Here is a 17500-nt window from a genome sequence, read left to right as displayed (position 1 = left end):
CATGAATACAAAAATTTATAGAAGCGACGATTTGGTCGCCATTCAAACCAAACTAACCGAAAGTCAATGGCTGGTCAGCTGCCTGTGTGCAGCTTGGTGTGACACATGTCAAAGTTATCGTAAGGGTTTCGATGATTTGCAAGCACTCCACCTCGATAAGTGCTTCGCTTGGATAGATATTGAAGATCACGCGAATTTAGTTGATGACTTAGATATAGAAAACTTCCCGACGATACTTATCGAATATCAACATCAAGTACTTTTCTTAGGTACGATGATGCCAGATGCTAGCTTAGTTCACCGATTGTTGAACTCATTTGAAGAAACCATACAACAGAACAGTGTCGAATCCATTCATGCGTCGATACAACACCCACTGCCCATAAACTGGAGCTTAAGCAGAAACCTAGAAAGCATCTGAAATTACAGCAAGCAAAAAGATCTAGTTAGCTTTGCCTAGCATTTAACGCAAAATTTAGTCCAAAATGAAAAAAGGGACTAGATTTGCATCTAGTCCCTTAAATCTGGTGCGGCTGGCAGGAATCGAACCCACGACCCCTTGGTTCGTAGCCAAGTACTCTATCCAGCTGAGCTACAGCCGCGAAAAACAAAATTATAGCAGACTGTCACGGAAATATGAAGTAGTCAAAGCAATGATTTTACGAAACAGTCCAGCTTACTTGCGAGCCCATGACCTAGATAGCACTTAACAAAAGATCAATTCAAAACGAAAAAAGGGACTAGATTTGCATCTAGTCCCTTAAATCTGGTGCGGCTGGCAGGAATCGAACCCACGACCCCTTGGTTCGTAGCCAAGTACTCTATCCAGCTGAGCTACAGCCGCGAAAAACAAGATTATAGCACAGCTATTTCAGTTTTATAAGCCCCCACGGCTAAGAATCGTTCAATCCCTGCCTTGCAGCATAGATTTTAGATTTCGACTTGGGCCCCCACCTCAATCACCCGATTACTAGGGATTTGATAATAATCCGCCGCATCACGTGCATTTCTCGACATCGTCACAAATAGACCTTCGCGCCACATTGCCATTCCACTACCTGGACTAGAAATAATCGTCTGACGCGAAATAAAATAGGACGTATCTAAAGGCTCAAAGTGCAAGCCATATGGAGCACACAATTCTAAAGCCTTCGGAATGTCCGGTTCATTCTTAAAACCATAAAAAACGTCAATTTGAAAACAATTATTCCCCAAATCACTCACCTTTATGCGCTCAGAAAAAGGCACCCAGGGAATCTCACGATTATGCAAAGTAATGAAGATGACGCGCTCATGCAATATTTTATTGTGCGATAAGTTGTGCAATAAAGCATGCGGCACACCATCAGCTTCACCACGCAAAAATACTGCGGTACCATAAACACGAACGGGAGGTGAAACAAATAAGGACTCTAAAAATTCTTCTAGCGGAATAGCATGTTTCTTCAAATTATCAAAAACCAGCGCGCGCCCTCTTCGCCAAGTCAACATGACGACACAAATTCCAAAGCCGAGCGCGATTGGAAACCATCCACCACTGAAAAACTTCAAAGCATTTGATGAGAACAAAGAAATATCGATCAACAAGAAAAACATCGTCGATGCAATGCATAACGCCAAATTGTATTTCCAGCCATAGCGAATCACAAAAAAGGTCAGAATCGACGTCACCAACATCGTGCCGGTATTCGCAATTCCATAGGCGGATGCCAAGTTTGAAGCAGAACCAAAACCAATCACTGCACCAACCACCGCTGCCAACTGCAGCCAATTCACAACTGGAATGTATATTTGCCCGATTTCCTTAGACGATGTGTGCACAATCTTCATACGCGGCAAAAAGCCTAACGAAATCGCTTGCTTAGTCATCGAAAACGCACCGGAAATCGTCGCCTGAGATGCAATTACCGCTGCCATTGTTGACAGCACAACTAGCGGATAAATACTCCAGTCACCCAATTGATTAAAGAAGGGATTTTCAACCGCGGTTGGATCTACCATCAACAAAGCGCCCTGCCCCAGATAGTTCAAACCCAATGCAGGAAAAACGATAAAGAACCAAGCCGTACGAATAGGCTTAGCACCGAAATGCCCCATATCTGCATACAATGCTTCCGAGCCAGTAAAGGCCAATACGACCGCACCCAAAGCGATAAAGGCTGCCCAACGATGCAAAAATAAGAATTCAAGCGCATAAATTGGATTAAAGGCCGCTAATATTTCGGGCATACGCAAAATATTGTATAGACCCATCGCCGATAACACCACAAACCATAGCACCATGACAGGGCCAAATAACTTCCCTATCGTAGCAGTGCCGCGTGACTGCACCGCATACAATCCGATCAAGATGATCAAAGTTAAGGGTACGACAAAGGGCTTAAGCGCTGGCGTCGCCACCTTGATACCCTCAATTGCAGACAACACCGTCATTGCAGGCGTCACCACGCCATCTCCATAAAATAAAGAGGCGCCAACAACTCCTAATATCACTAGAGGAAAATAAAGTTTTGAATTCTTGCCGACTGACTCCAAGGTCAAAGCGGCGAGCGCCATGATTCCACCTTCGCCGCGATTACTGGCACGCAAAACCAACGTCACGTATTTGAGCGAAACGATAAAAATTAAACCCCATACGATGAGGGAAACAATTCCAAGAATATTTTCTGGGTTTAAGGCGAGCCCATGCTTGTGATCAAAAACTTCCTGCATGGTATACAGAGGACTAGTGCCGATATCGCCGTAAACAATACCGATTGCAGCTAATGTCAACGCAGACAAGCTGCTCTTAGTGTGATCGTGAGCCAATTGCATTCCTTGTTATTATTGGTGCATTGCACAATAGACGAAGGTCAAACGAAATTCAAGAGTGTTTTACTTAAAAAAGACAGCCTACGCCATAAATAAATTTTATGAAAGTCGATTTATATAAGCCAAAAAGAAAAATGCCCGCTTAACTCTCATTAAGCGGGCACCAATTCTTTGGCGGAGACGGTGAGATTCGAACTCACGATCCAGGTTACCCCAGATGCTTCCTTAGCAGGGAAGTGCCTTCGGCCACTCGGCCACGTCTCCACACTCTCACAACGCCATGCTTACGCAAGGCATTACAAGCGAGACCGTGATCATAGCGGGTAGTTCATCTTTGGTCAACTACCTGCCTAGAAAATCTCGCATGAAAATCGTAATTATGCAGCTTCCAAACCAAATGCTTTGTGCAAAGCACGTACTGCCAATTCCATATATTTCTCATCGATCAAAACAGAGATTTTAATTTCCGACGTAGAAATCATCTGAATATTGATACCTTCGTCCGACAAAGTTCGAAACATCTGTGAAGCGATACCGACATGGCTACGCATACCGACACCAACCACAGATACCTTTGAAACTTTAGAATCGCCAATAATATTACCCGCTCCGATATGCTCCTTGACGCTGGCATTTAATACATCCATCGCTTTGTTGTAGTCGCCACGTGGCACAGTAAATGTGAAATCGGTTTTGCCTTCGACAGATTGATTTTGAATAATCATATCGACTTCAATATTCGCATCCGCGATAGGTCCAAGAATTTGGTAAGCAATACCTGGCTTGTCTGGCACACCAAACACAGTAAGTTTTGCTTCATCACGATTAAATGCGATGCCTGTAATAGTGGCTTGTTCCATATTTGTATCTTCCTCAAACGAAATCAGGGTGCCGGAAATAATTTCTTCGGCTAAAGGCATTAATGGGTCAGTTAACGATGACAGTACTCGAGTGGGCATGCGGTAATTGCCAGCAAATTCTACAGAGCGTATCTGCAAAACTTTGGAACCGAGCGATGCCATTTCCAACATCTCTTCGAACGTCACGGTATTCAATTTGCGCGCATCAGAAACAACGCGTGGATCAGTTGTATACACACCGTCAACATCGGTATAAATCAAACATTCTTGTGCCTTCAAAGCAGCAGCGATCGCCACCGCAGAAGTGTCAGAACCACCGCGTCCTAAAGTCGTGATATTACCCAACTCATCAACACCTTGGAAGCCAGTAATAATAACGATCTTACCTTCGGCTAGATCAGCATTGACCTTAACATCATCAATCGACGCGATCCGTGCTTTCGTGTGTGAAGAGTCGGTCTTAATGGGCACTTGCCAACCCGCATAAGAAACGGCTTTTTTCCCTAAGGCTTGCAACGCGATCGCCAACAAACCAACTGACACTTGCTCTCCAGTAGAAGCAATCATATCGAGTTCACGCGGATCTGGATCGGCCATAATTTCTTTAGCCAAACCAATAATTCGATTCGTTTCGCCTGACATGGCCGATGGTACAACTACGATTTGATAACCTGCATCATGCCATTTGGCGACGCGCTTAGCGACGTTCTTAATGCGATCCGTAGACCCCATCGACGTACCGCCGTATTTGTGGACAATTAAAGCCATAACATTTCAAAAAGAGTGACGAAAAAGGAAGTAAAGCGAGAAAAAGAACGCATGACTTTACATGCTGCTCTGCAAAATAACAAGGCACATCCGCCTATTTTTTAAGCGACAGCAACTGATGAAAAGTAGAAACAAAACAAATTCCCAGAAAAAACAATAGAAACTAGCAACGGTTTTGCAAGAAAAGACTGAAAGCAAGCGCAAGGAAAAACGCCCCACCTAGCATCAAGAGGAATAGACTTTGTGAGATTTGAAGACAATTGAACGACAGTAGCCGGAATTTACACCCATTCCATAACAAAACGAATATTAAAGGAATTAAATAATGAGGTAACACTTACTTGGGCTTGAACTTCATTTCAACGGGTATTTACTCGAAAAAAAGAAATTCACACATAACCAAAACAAATATCGATATAAGGAAAGAATTGCTGAAGTGCACATCTCGATGGTTCATCAGACCATGATTTTTGTAGCGACGGCATTGATCACCTGCCGACGCAGCAAAAATTTACCCATCGAAAATCAAACCAAGCGGGAAAAAGCCAGATCATCCATCCACTTGCTTCGATTCTCACGAATACCTAAAATTAAAACTCAAATAAAAAGTTTCTTCCAAGCGTCGTGCCCCAATGCACGCAATGTTTGCATGTTCTTCTCGTAAATTTGCTCGGCCTCGGGAAAAGCTTCAACCGCCTTATCAATGCTGTCTTCACGCAGCAAATGTAGTGTTGGAAATGGCGAACGATTCGTATAATTGTCGATATCATCAGCCGCTGCATCTTCGAACTGATATTGCGGATGAAAGCTCGCCACCTGCAAAATACCATCCAGATCCAACTCTTCCAAAGTCGCATCAGCAACTTCCAAAAAATCGTTATAGTCGAGAAAATCTTGCATCACGTAAGGATGAATCAACAGCGTAGTATCAACTTTATCCGGATTTGCTTCTGCGAGCGCCTCCAATTCGGCCATTAAATCTTTAATCAACTCTTCAGGCGTCGTCGCATGACTCACAAAATAGCGGATCTGATCCTTAATATGCACGCCTTTAGCAAACGGACAGAGATTTAAGCCTATAACAGCTTTCTCCAACCACAACTTTGTTTGTGCGATGACAGCGTCATCCTTGATTTGTGAATCTTCCATCTTATTACCTCGAAATTATTACTACCGTTAGTAAGAACATTACCACTAACATTGCCACCAAATTTAAAACTGCAAAGTCTTAACGCCATCCACTGTGCCGAGCAGGCAAACAGTCGCACCTTGAGCGGCAAACAATCCCACCGTCACCACACCGACTATATTATTGATCTGTGCTTCTAAAGAGACTGGATCAACTATTTGCAAACCGTGCACGTCGACAATGATATTGCCGTTATCCGTCAACAAAGCAGCACCATCTTTCATACGCAGTTTTGCATCGCCACCGATCACATTCAATGCACGTATCACGGACTCACGCGCCATCGGAATGACTTCTACTGGCAATGGAAATTTGCCTAAAAAATTGACCAATTTGGAACCGTCGGCGATACAGACGAATGATTTTGCAACTGAAGCAACGATCTTTTCACGAGTCAACGCAGCGCCACCGCCCTTGATCATCGCACCACTAGCAGTAATCTCGTCTGCACCATCGATATAAACTGGCATAGCATTAACATCATTCAAATCAAACACTTCAATGCCGTGACCACGTAAACGACTCGCTGTCGCTTCCGAGGAGGCGACAGCGCCTCTAATTTTGTGCTTAATCTTCGCCAGTTCGTCGATAAAAAAATTAGCAGTGGAACCAGTGCCAACACCAACGATTTCACCTTCAACTACGTAAGCAATCGCAGCTTGCGCGACCGCGAGTTTTAATTCATCTTGAGTCATAGATATCACATAAAAGAAAATAATCAGAATGGCGTCATTGTAAACGATGGACGCCTGCAAATAGACGATAAACCAAGCTAGCGAGAATAATTTCTCAGACGCGCAATGGCGCTTCGTCCATCAATGCAATTTGTTCACGCATTTCTAAAACACGATCCTGCCAGTAACGCTGCGTATTAAACCAGGGAAAAGCTTGCTTAAATGCGGGATCGGTCCACCGTTGCGCCAGCCATGCTGAATAATGCAGTAAACGCAGGCTACGCAAGGCTTCAATCAGGTGCAATTCAACCGGATTAAAGTGATAAAAATCTTCATAGCCCATCAAAATATCACATAACTGTCCTTGCATTTCTTGACGCGAGCCAGATAGCAGCATCCACAAATCCTGCATCGCAGGTCCCATTCGACTATCATCAAAATCAACAAAATGCGGTCCCGGTTGGGCACCTACCTCGGTCCACAATACATTTCCCATGTGGCAATCACCATGCAAACGCAAACTTTGTATATCGCCAGCTTGTTGATACGCATTTTTCACTGCCGCCAACATCATGCGCGCAGTCGCCTCGTAAGCATGGACGATGTCAGCGGGAATAAAATCATGCTGCAGCAGATGATCCAGCGACGCATCGCCATAGGTCTGCGGGTTTACCATTGGTCGAAATTGATAAGATTCGCGCGCACCGACTGCATGAATTCGTCCCAAAAACCGGCCTATCCATTCTAAAGTGCCAGCACGGTCTAATTCAGGAGCGCGTCCGCCTTGACGTTCAAATACGGCAAACCGAAAACCCGCAAATTCACGCAAACTATTCCCATTTATATCTGGCAAAGCTGGCACCACAGGAATTTCAGCGACCTCAAGTTGCGTGACAAATTGATGCTCTTCTCGGATTTGTTCATCGCTCCAACGCAGCGGTCGATAAAATTTCACCACTAAAGGCGACGCATCGTCCATGCCCAATTGATAAACGCGATTTTCATAACTATTTAAAGCCAACAATCGTCCATCGCAATGAAAGCCTTGCGCATGCATCGCATCAAATACACAGTCGGGACTCAAAGTTGAAAAATCGACAGGGTTCGGCTGATGATCCGCATCACCGCCCGACTGACTTTCAGTGTAATTTTCAGGCAAATTATTATCAGGATTTAGAATATTTGAGCTCATAGCCCTCATTGTACGTGCTTTCTCACCACGAACCAGAAACAAAGCGCTACACTTCTGCCATTAAGATCGCAATTAAGATAGTTGTACAAAATACGTAGCGATTACATCTAAAAACCACTTTAAGACGAGCAAGTATCATGCATCTGGATGAACCCCTCAGCGACAAAGAGTTTAACGAACTCGACAAATTTTTAATGTCCGACGCCGTCGGCGACGATGGCATGACCATGGATGCCCTGCACGGCTATTTGACTGCGATCGCGCTTGGACCTGAAGTTATTGCGATGACTGAATGGCTGCCTCTTGTATGGGGTCTGCCTGATCAGGGAGAACCGAAATTTAAGAATCCTAAAGAAATGCAGAGGGTTACGAATTTAATCGCCCGCTTCATGAACGAGATTCAAATAACCTTTGAAGTAGCGCCGCAAGAATTCGAACCATTATTTTGTGTAATGGAAGAAAACGGCAAAGAATTAATTGATGGCGAAACATGGGCCTGGGGCTTTTGGGAAGGCATGCAATTACGCGAAGAAGCTTGGGAAGCGGCTTGGGAATCCCCCACCATCGCACCACTATTAGAGCCGATCTACCTGCTAGGCGCAGAAGAAATCGAAGAGGAAGAAACAAAGCTAGTTGATACACCCGAAAAATGCCATCAACTTGCCTTAAAACTGGAAGCATCTATAGGGGAAATCCGACGTTTCTGGGCGCCACTGCGCAAATCCGGTGTCGCTACCGTGAAACGCGATGCGCCCAAAGTCGGCAGAAATGATCCCTGTCCTTGCGGCAGCGGCAAGAAATACAAAGTATGCTGCGGCGCCGAGCCGACGATACATTAATGTAGTTGACGTAACGGCTTCACTAAAACGCCAGAAAGATTTGGCGTTTTTTTCTTACATCACATTTTCGTAGCGTGCGAAATCACTTTCTGATTTGAGGAAATCTTCTATAGGAAGGATGTGATAATACTGTTAAGCTAGAATGTAGAAGCAAGCCTAGATCATATGCAATTAAAAATCGCAGTTAAAGCTTCGGCCCCACCCCTTTCAAGCAACAGGAGATTTTATGAGCCTCGTCGACCAATTTAATCAAGCTCAGGCTGATTCCAAAAATTTACCGGAACGTCCTGACAATATGACTTTGCTGAAGATTTATGCACTCTTCAAACAAGCCAGCACTGGTGATGCCAGTGGCGAACGTCCTGGCATGACCGATTTCGTTGCGCGCGCCAAGTTTGATGCCTGGGCAGAATTAAAAGGCACCTCTAAGGATACGGCAATGCAGGAATATATTGATCTAATAGAGTCTTTAAAAGACTAAAAATTATTTAAGTTTCACTCTATAGAAATTAAGCTGGCACTAAGCAGAAGTGCTAGTGCCCATTTCATTTATGGAGTACGCATTTAGAATGTATGCGCATCGCGGTTGAGTAAGTCTGGTGGTACCTCACCACGAACGGCCGCGATCACGTTGGTGATAGCACGATTCACCATTGCTCTGCGAGTTCGCTCTGATGCGCTCGCAATATGCGGTGTTAATACGACGTTTTTCAAACCTAAAAAATCAGGATGAAAACGCGGCTCATTTTCAAACACATCCAATCCCGCACCCGCAATTTGCCGATTTTGCAAAGCCGCAATTAAGGCAACATCATCCACAATTCCACCACGTGCGATATTAATCAAGGTAGCGCTTGGTTTCATTTGTGCAAGTTCATTGGCGGCGATACTGTGATGTGTTTCAGACGAATAAGGCAAAGCCAAAATCAAGTGATCAGACTCACGCATTAAGGTTTCTTTATCGACATAGCGTGCGTGATGCGCGACCAATTCTTGTTCAGCGCTGAGCCGACTTCGATTATGGTAAATCACTTCCATACCAAAACCTGCGGCACGGCGCGCAATCGCTTGTCCGATGCGGCCCATTCCCAAAATTCCCAGTCGAGACCCAAAGATATCCGCGCCCACAAAAAAATCTACGCCCCATTTTTTCCATTCTCCGGCCCGCAAAAAATGTTCGGCTTCAGTGACCCGGCGCGCAGTTGCCATCATGAGTGCCCAGGCAAAATCGGCGGTGGTTTCATTCAACACATCAGGAGCATTGGTTGCCATCACCCGATACTGCGAACATGCTTGCAGATCAAAATTATCGTATCCGACCGCGATCGTTGAAATTATTTTCAATTCAGGCAACTTTGCCAGTAATTCTTGATTAATTTTGGCACTTGAAGTGCAGATCATGCCAAATTTGCCTTGTAAACGATCTGCCAGCTCCTCAGGTGAAAAGATGCTGTCTTGTTGATTTAGCTCAAGCTCAAAATATTTATTCAAGCGAACCAGCTCATCTGGAAACATCGCTCGCGCGACCAGTAATTTCGGCATAGAATATTTCATAGATTTTTGCAGTAAAAAGGCAGAATATAAGTGATAAAGTCGATTATACGGCAGTCAAATGCACTTACTAGCCCTCACTATCCAGATGTAGAAAACACAGCGCTAGACTGAAGCGATTGCCAGAAACTACATTTACTTATGCTAATTTTATCTAAGCCGCAATTGTGAGTTGGGACGATTTGCCTTAAAATACAAGGCTTTGCAGCTACGTCCAAATTTCCAGTAGCGCTTCACCTTCGATTTTCTTCTTGATAGGCCTGTTATGACCCACGTTGTGACCGAATCCTGCATCCGCTGCCGTTATACTGACTGCGTTGATGTTTGCCCTGTGGACTGCTTCCGTGCAGGTCCAAATTTTCTCGTAATTGACCCGGATGAATGTATCGATTGTGCTGTCTGCGTTGCAGAATGTCCAGTCAATGCAATTTATGCCGAAGAAGACGTACCAAAAGATCAAATGCCATTCATCAAAATCAACGCCGATTTGATTCGCAGCTGGCCGTCAATCACCAAAACGACAACGCCGTTAGCTGATGCCGATGATTGGAAAGATGTGAAAGACAAATTGCAATATTTGGAGCGTTAATTTTTTGAGCACCAGTTTTGCATGATTAGCACAGCGGTTACAGCGAACCGATTTGCCCATTTTTTAAAGAATATAAAGTCGTATGGATAACAAACAAAACTCAACAACAGTAACTGCAGCAGGCGTGATTGAGGCGGATGCCGTCATCATCGGCGCAGGTCCAGTTGGTCTGTTCCAAGTCTTCGAACTTGGCTTACTCGAAATCAAAGCACACGTGATTGATTCTCTGCCGGTAGTTGGCGGTCAATGCGTTGAATTGTATCCAGACAAACCTATCTACGACATTCCAGCAGTGCCAGTGTGCACTGGCCAAGAGTTGACAGACAATTTGCTCAAGCAAATTGAGCCGTTTGAACCAACTTTCCACTTGAATCAAGAAGTTACTTTGGTTCAACGTCGTGCCGATGGTCGATTTGATCTAGAAACATCTTTAGGAACTAAGTTCATCACGAAAACTATTTTCATTGCAGCTGGTGTCGGTTCTTTCCAGCCACGTACGTTGAAAGTAGAAGGCATTGAAGCATTTGAAGGCTCACAAGTTTTCTATCGTGTCAAAGACCCTAGCCGCTTCGAAGGGCGCAATCTGGTGATCTGCGGTGGTGGCGACTCTGCTTTAGATTGGGCCTTGGCATTGGCTGGAAAAGCGGAATCCGTGATCGTATTGCACCGTCGCGATGACTTCCGTGCTGCACCAGCGTCTGTGTCGAAGATGAAAGAAATGTGCGACAACTTCGAGATGCAATTGATTATTGGTCAAGTGACTGGCATTGAAACCAAAGATGACAAATTGGCGGAAATCAAAGTCACCGGCGCAGATGGCGTGACACGTCGCTTGCCACTCGATGATTTGTTGGTGTTCTTCGGTTTATCACCAAAACTCGGCCCTATCGCCGATTGGGGTTTGGAGATTGAACGCAAGCAATTAAAAGTCATGGACACCGAGAAGTTTGAAACCAACGTGCCAGGCATTTTTGCAGTTGGTGATATCAATACTTATCCAGGCAAGAAGAAATTGATTTTGTCAGGTTTCCACGAAGCCGCATTAGCAGCTTTTGGTGCCGCACCGTATATTTTCCCTGACAAGAAAATTCACATGCAGTACACAACGACTTCACCGAAATTACACAAAATCCTTGGTGTCGAATCGCCAGTCTTTGATTAAGCAGTTTAAATTTTCAACAAAAAAAGCGCAAAGTATATTCTTTGCGCTTTTTTTACTTTTAAAATCACACTAAAACACTTCTGTTTCACCAGCTTCACTTTCTTGATATCGCATCGCAATTTCTTTAAATTCATCTGTAATTTTCAGAAATACATCTAGAATATCAGGGTCAAAATGTGTATCACGGCCTTTACGCATGATATCGATCGCTTCTTCATGGCTAAACGCAGGCTTATAGACCCGCCTTGAAATCAGGGCATCATACACATCAGCTACTGCCATTAATCTAGCAGAAATTGGTATCGCATCGCCAGCAAGGTTTTCTGGGTAACCAGAGCCATCCCATTTTTCCTGATGAGAATACGTAATCTCACGTGCGAATCGAAGAAATTCGTTACTTTCTCCTAAGTATCGCTCAACTGACAAAATCGTCTCACGACCATAATTCGTGTGTAACTTCATCACCTCAAACTCTTCCGAAGTCAACTTCCCAGGTTTGAGTAAAATATTATCTGGAATTCCCACCTTACCAATATCATGCAAAGGTGCAGATTTATACAACAGCTCGATATTCTCATCAGTTAATTCAGCAGAGAAGCGCGGCATGAATTTCAGTTGTCTGGCCAGTGCAGCGACATAATTCTGCGTACGCCGGATATGATTTCCTGTCTCATTATCACGCGTCTCGGCAAGTGATGCCATCGCCATAATGATGGCGTCCTGCATTTTCGCTAACTTCCGTGTTCGGTCTTTGATCAATCCCTCAAGATTCTTATTTTGATCCTGCAAAAGATTACGAGCACGCACTAGGTTAAGTTGAGTCGCGACGCGCGCTAAGACAATCGGAGGACTTACTGGCTTACTAATATAATCAACCGCACCTAACTTTAACCCCATTTCTTCATCTGACACTTGACTTTTTGCTGTCAGAAAAATGATGGGAATTTGATTGGTTTGCGGATTAGCTTTCAAGTGCCGACAAGTTTCATAGCCGTCCATCTCGGGCATCATAACGTCAAGCAGAATCAAATCTGGACTAGGGTCTATCGACGCAATATGTAAAGCTTTAAGCCCATTCGTCGCAATTTTTATTTTGTATTTATCCTTCAACAAAGCAGAAAGCAAAGTAATATTATCGGGCGTATCGTCGACAATTAAGATTACCTGCTTTGCATCTTGATCGTGAGTTTCATTCATAGTGCACCTTAGAATAATTGGGTGTTCAATTCACAGTGATCAATTCATCGTCTTTAATTCAACGCATCGTTCCACCTGTTCGAAACTACTTCCCATTTTAATAAATTTCGGTTGTGAAATAGCGGATGCACCTGATTGCTTCTATATCTCTTAGCATCGCAGAAACAAACGCTAGGCGAGCGCCTTACCGCCAAAATTTCATTCAAGATTCAGTCCTATCATATGTGCATTACCTTTCATAATCGATTGAATGACATCGAAATCATATTGGGAAGCGGCACGCATAATTTGTTTTTGCACACTAGCACCAAACGCAATATTCAACTCTTCGCTAGATTCACCAAGTAACTCTAAAGCTTCTGCATCATAATTGGCCACCAATTTATAGCAGGCGCGTAATTTGGCATAAATTTCTTCCGTCGACAAATTTTTGTTCTCGCCAAATTCCGTCCCTGGGTTTCCTACATTGCCACCAAATTCAGTATTGAGACAGACTTCTATCGCGGTAATAGTAGAGTGCAGCTGACGTTCCGCAACATCTAATAGGTTCTCTATTTGTTCATATAAAACTAAGCCTTCGATCTGAGATTCAATCCTCGCTGCAAGCAGCTGCACGTCAGCACCGATCAAACCCGCTACCCCTTTCAACGTATGTGCAACCATCTCCGCGGTTCTATAATCTGAATTGTGTAAAGCTTCGCGTATTTTACTAACCGCGTTTCGCTGATCAAGGGCAAATAATTTCAATAATTTAAAATAGAGTTGCCGATCTCCCATCGTTCGACTTAATCCCAAGCGAGTATCGATACCTTGAATACTCAGTGACTTGTCAGTTATCACTGAGGTCAATGCAATTCTGTGATCCGAATTGGACACCACATAAGAACTACACCAATCAGCTACTGCCTGATACAACTCGTTGGGATTGATTGGCTTAGCGATATGCGCATTCATGCCAGAATCAAAACATCGCTCACGTTCAATCAGCAGCGCATGTGCCGTCATCGCAATGACCGGCAACTCTTGAAATCGTATATTTTCGCGAATTAGTCTTGTCGCCTCATGCCCATCCATCTCCGGCATTTGTACATCCATCAAAACCAGTCCGTAGTGATTTGGTTCTAAGGAAAATAATCGCTCGATTGCAACTCGTCCGTTCACGGCAACATCTACCAGAATATCGGCGGCCTCCAATAACTCCTTGGCGATTTGTTGATTTACCAAATTGTCCTCGACCAGCAACACGTGCAAATTTTTACACTTAAAAGCACCGTGTAATGAACTTGCCGAATTAAAGTGCCGATAAAACGAAAACATATTTACCAGACAATCGAACACATTCGACGAATTGAAAGGTTTATCTAGATACGCATCGGTGATCGTTGCCTCTTCACGATAATTAAGACTTTCACGTGCTGTCGCACCTACCAAAGCAATTTTTGGCAACATTCGGAATGGCGCAAGGCGTATCTGTGCAATCAACTCCGCGCCATCCATATCGGGCATGTGTAAGTCCACAAACACGGCATCAAACTGTCTATTTTCGCGTTCCGCGCCTGACAAAACGGCCATTGCCTCTTGCCCCGAATAAGTCAAAATACTCCGAATGCCGTAGTGTGCTAGTTTGGCCCCCAATAACTTCGCGGCATGTGGATGATCATCGACAACCAACATATTGAGTTGATCAAATAATTCGTGATTGACTTCGGTTGAAATCGGATCAACTTTAACAAAAGGGAGTTCGAAGCTAACGGTGGTTCCTAGTCCTAATTCACTACGCAAGGTAATTTCACCGGACATCAAATTCACCATGCCTTTTGAAATCGACAAACCTAAACCGGTACCGCCAAATTTGCGCGTGGTCGATTCATCACCCTGACTAAAAGGCATAAATAATTTTGCTGATTGCGCTTCACTCATGCCAAGACCTGTATCACGCACCTCAAATTGCAAACGCACTTTATCGAATTCGCTTGAGCTGACACGACAGAGAACACAAACCTCACCCTCTTCAGTAAATTTGATCGCGTTATTGATTAGATTAATCAGCACTTGCCCAAGTCGTAACGGGTCTCCCTTTAATCTTTTTGGGACCTCAGATTGAATATCAAATAAGTATTCCAATCCTTTTTGCTCGGCTTTTTCGCTCGTGACTACCGCGACACTATTAAAAACCTCGTCAAGGTCAAACTCCACTTCCTCGATATCAAGTTTTCCAGCCTCAATTTTTGAAAAGTCCAAAATATCATTGATGATCCCCATTAAAGACAAACCAGCTTTATGAATTTTTTCGACGTAATCTTTCTGCTTAACAGTCAATTCTGTTTTCAAAGCCAAATGTGCCATACCGATAATCGCGTTCATAGGCGTGCGAATTTCATGACTCATATTAGCTAAGAATAGAGATTTCGCTTCAGTTGTTTCCTCCGCATGGCGACGCGCCAACTCTGAAACTTTCAACTCATTTTGCATCTGCAACGTCTGCAAGCGCATCTGCTCATCCATACTAGCTTTGAGTTGTGACTCAAGTAATTTACGTTGGGTTAAATCAGATACAAATGAAAGCGTCGCGGCTTGACCTTCCCATTGAATCAATACAGAGGAAATCTCGACCCAAATCAGTTGGTGACTAAGCCGATTCTGCAAACGTATTTGATAATATTGCTCAACCGGTTCACCACGTAAGCGGCGCGTATGCCGCTCCACCACGACGGGGACATCATCACGATAGATGGATGAAGTAAAAGCCATACCGATCAATTCTTCATGGGTATAACCGGTCAAAGTTTGAATAATTCGATTTGCAAAAGCTATTTGTGCGTTTTGCACAACGATAATACCCTCGGTCACATTATCGATTAGTAAGCGATAGTTGTACTCGGATTTATGCAAATCATCTTCAAGTTGACGACGAGCAGAAATATCCATCACAACCCATACGGTACCGTAGGACAAATCATTCTTGTTCACCGCGCGGCCAGAGAATTGCACCCAAAAAATGGCGCCATCACTGCGTCGCATTCTTAGTTCAGTCTCAAATGCCTCACCGCGCAAGACAGCCTGACTAACTGCCGCGCCGCTTTCTAAATAACTATCTCGCGACGTATAAAATGGTTCTAAGGAAGCCCCTAAGACCTGTTCACGCTCTACGCCAAATATTTGACACAAAGGAGTATTTACCCACTGCACACGGCCCTCGCTATTTAGAAAAATCATGCCAACAATAGAGTTTTCCAAAATAGTTTCGCGTTCAGTTAACATGCGCTGCAACTCGTCCGCTAAAGATTTTCGCTCTATTGTTATGCGTTCATTCATGCGGCGATCATGTTCAGCTTCCTTGAACTCATTTCGAATTTTCAGATTTTCACTTTGAATCTTGCTAGCACGTTCCTGAACACGCAAAAACAATACTTGATGTCGTTTCTGTTCTAGATATGCCTCTTGCCAGCGCTCTAATTCTGCGTAAATTTCTGATAGCTCATTGATGGCACACAAAGGCAAGTGGTTGTAACCACTTTCACCTAATTCATCGATCGCATGTCGCAATTGCGCAATCGCTTGATCGTACTGGCCGAATTGACGGTGCAAGTAACCGCGCACCCACCAGATGTAAGGCTTCAAATGCGGATCTTCGATCGCATCGATGGTCGTCAGTGCTTTTTCGCTAAAGTCGGTCGCAGCTTGTAAGTTACCGCGCATTGCCAATGTATAAGCCGCGACGGACAAATAAAAAGATCGATAGGAGTTAATGTGCACCGCATCGATAGTCTCATTCTCTATATACGGCGCAATGACACTATATGCCTCATCAAATTTACCAAGCGCTATTTTGCATAAGGCCAACATGGTCGAACTAAACGGCAATAACCATTTTTCCAATGAAGATGGGGCGACATCACAAGCTACCTGCAAAAATTCCTCAGCATCAAGTGGATTCCCCGTCACATACAAAACTTCGCCTAGGTTTGCAGTTATTTGTGCGATCCGACTGGCTGAATTAATTTTTCTAGCCTCGTCCAGAGCCCAATAGAAACAACGAATCGCTTGCACTGTTTCGCCTCGCTCTTGGCTGACAATTGCAATAATATTCAAAGCGAGAATCAATAATCGAGGTGAAACGATTGCCAGCTTTGGTCGCAATCTTTTCTCCGATACATCATAAGCCGCGAGCACACTGCCTTTTTTTCTGAGAACAATCACTAATCCGGTGTCAGCAAAAAAAGCGCCGTCTGGAGCATCATCATTGGAAAATAAAAACGACAAACGTTCAAATGAAGCGATCGCTTCTTCCAAATTATTTTGAAAATAATCTGCAAAAGCAAAAATAATATCCGCGCCTGCGATCAACTTTTGATCATTCTTACTTTCACCCTCAGTGCGCATCGCACGCGCCATTGTGCGTCCGTCAGAAATAGAGTCTCTGAGCACATCGACGCCATCTAAAGATCGCTCTATCCAATTAGTATTAGTATCCGAAGAAAATCCGTGCATAACTTATAGAAGTTAGATTATGAGTGTCAGTTGAAAGTAGTTGCGTGGAAATGTGCACTTGATTCTATCTTGAAAGAAGTAATAAATACATTGATCCCAGTATCAACAATAAAAATACAGAAATAAGAATTCTCTAATACAACAGTCAATTAGCATTTAATTACGTATTCAATTTAA

The 17500-nt window shown here is 43.8% G+C and carries 13 protein-coding genes and 3 tRNA genes; 5 read left to right on the top strand and 11 right to left on the bottom strand.

From position 1 onward, the window contains the following. Nucleotide 1 precedes the first annotated feature (1 nt). On the top strand, nt 2–421 hold the full coding sequence (locus ACO0KW_RS04325; RefSeq protein ID WP_423050982.1) for a thioredoxin family protein: 420 nt from the start codon (nt 2–4) through the stop codon (nt 419–421). A gap of 104 nt (nt 422–525) precedes the next feature. Here ACO0KW_RS04325 and ACO0KW_RS04320 read toward each other — a convergent pair. From ACO0KW_RS04320 to ACO0KW_RS04285, 8 genes are all read right to left on the bottom strand, one after another. Next, nucleotides 526–602 (bottom strand) — tRNA-Arg (locus tag ACO0KW_RS04320). Between the two features lie 165 nt (nt 603–767). After that, a tRNA-Arg gene (locus tag ACO0KW_RS04315) sits at nt 768–844 on the bottom strand. A gap of 86 nt (nt 845–930) precedes the next feature. Continuing rightward, on the bottom strand, nt 931–2814 hold the full coding sequence (locus tag ACO0KW_RS04310) for a potassium transporter Kup (RefSeq protein ID WP_423050980.1): 1884 nt from the start codon (nt 2812–2814) through the stop codon (nt 931–933). A 169-nt stretch (nt 2815–2983) separates the two neighbouring features. Continuing rightward, nucleotides 2984–3075 (bottom strand) — tRNA-Ser (locus ACO0KW_RS04305). Between the two features lie 113 nt (nt 3076–3188). After that, entirely contained in the window at nt 3189–4439 is a 1251-nt protein-coding gene (locus ACO0KW_RS04300) for an aspartate kinase (RefSeq protein WP_423050978.1), read from the bottom strand. 597 nt (nt 4440–5036) lie between these two features. Continuing rightward, nucleotides 5037–5588: a DUF1415 domain-containing protein gene (locus tag ACO0KW_RS04295; protein ID WP_423050976.1), complete on the bottom strand. Its 552-nt coding sequence runs from the start codon at nt 5586–5588 to the stop codon at nt 5037–5039. A 63-nt stretch (nt 5589–5651) separates the two neighbouring features. After that, on the bottom strand, nt 5652–6323 hold the full coding sequence (gene rpiA, locus ACO0KW_RS04290; protein WP_423050974.1) for a ribose-5-phosphate isomerase RpiA: 672 nt from the start codon (nt 6321–6323) through the stop codon (nt 5652–5654). 94 nt (nt 6324–6417) lie between these two features. Then, nucleotides 6418–7503, bottom strand: a complete 1086-nt coding sequence (locus tag ACO0KW_RS04285) for a serine/threonine protein kinase (protein WP_423051964.1) — start codon at nt 7501–7503, stop codon at nt 6418–6420. Nucleotides 7504–7631: 128 nt separating this feature from the next. Between ACO0KW_RS04285 and ACO0KW_RS04280 the strand changes: the two genes are divergently transcribed. Both ACO0KW_RS04280 and ACO0KW_RS04275 read left to right on the top strand, forming a co-directional pair. After that, nucleotides 7632–8333, top strand: a complete 702-nt coding sequence (locus tag ACO0KW_RS04280) for a UPF0149 family protein (RefSeq protein WP_186923823.1) — start codon at nt 7632–7634, stop codon at nt 8331–8333. A gap of 226 nt (nt 8334–8559) precedes the next feature. Continuing rightward, a complete protein-coding gene (locus ACO0KW_RS04275) occupies nt 8560–8814 on the top strand; it encodes an acyl-CoA-binding protein (RefSeq protein WP_423050972.1) in 255 nt (84 codons plus the stop codon). A gap of 83 nt (nt 8815–8897) precedes the next feature. Here ACO0KW_RS04275 and ACO0KW_RS04270 read toward each other — a convergent pair whose 3' ends face one another. Then, nucleotides 8898–9875: a 2-hydroxyacid dehydrogenase gene (locus ACO0KW_RS04270; RefSeq protein ID WP_423050970.1), complete on the bottom strand. Its 978-nt coding sequence runs from the start codon at nt 9873–9875 to the stop codon at nt 8898–8900. A 274-nt stretch (nt 9876–10149) separates the two neighbouring features. On the opposite strand from ACO0KW_RS04270, the gene fdxA reads away from it, so the two are divergent. Together fdxA and ACO0KW_RS04260 are read left to right on the top strand one after the other, a co-directional pair. Beyond that, nucleotides 10150–10473 (top strand): ferredoxin FdxA, encoded by a 324-nt coding sequence (fdxA, locus tag ACO0KW_RS04265; protein ID WP_423050968.1) that lies wholly within the window; start codon nt 10150–10152, stop codon nt 10471–10473. Nucleotides 10474–10555: 82 nt separating this feature from the next. Further along, nucleotides 10556–11635: an NAD(P)/FAD-dependent oxidoreductase gene (locus ACO0KW_RS04260; RefSeq protein ID WP_423050966.1), complete on the top strand. Its 1080-nt coding sequence runs from the start codon at nt 10556–10558 to the stop codon at nt 11633–11635. A gap of 69 nt (nt 11636–11704) precedes the next feature. Here ACO0KW_RS04260 and ACO0KW_RS04255 read toward each other — a convergent pair whose 3' ends face one another. Next, on the bottom strand, nt 11705–12832 hold the full coding sequence (locus ACO0KW_RS04255; protein WP_423050964.1) for an HD-GYP domain-containing protein: 1128 nt from the start codon (nt 12830–12832) through the stop codon (nt 11705–11707). A gap of 198 nt (nt 12833–13030) precedes the next feature. Then, nucleotides 13031–17323 carry a response regulator gene (locus ACO0KW_RS04250; RefSeq protein ID WP_423050962.1) on the bottom strand — a complete coding sequence of 1431 codons (4293 nt, stop codon included), beginning with the start codon at nt 17321–17323 and terminating at the stop codon, nt 13031–13033. Nucleotides 17324–17500: the final 177 nt, after the last annotated feature.

Source organism: Undibacterium sp. Ji22W (assembly GCF_049340305.1).
Classification (GTDB): Bacteria; Pseudomonadota; Gammaproteobacteria; order Burkholderiales; family Burkholderiaceae_D; genus Undibacterium.
The sequence above is the reverse complement of the archived record's forward strand: the minus strand, read 5'-3'. Positions and strand labels throughout refer to the sequence as shown.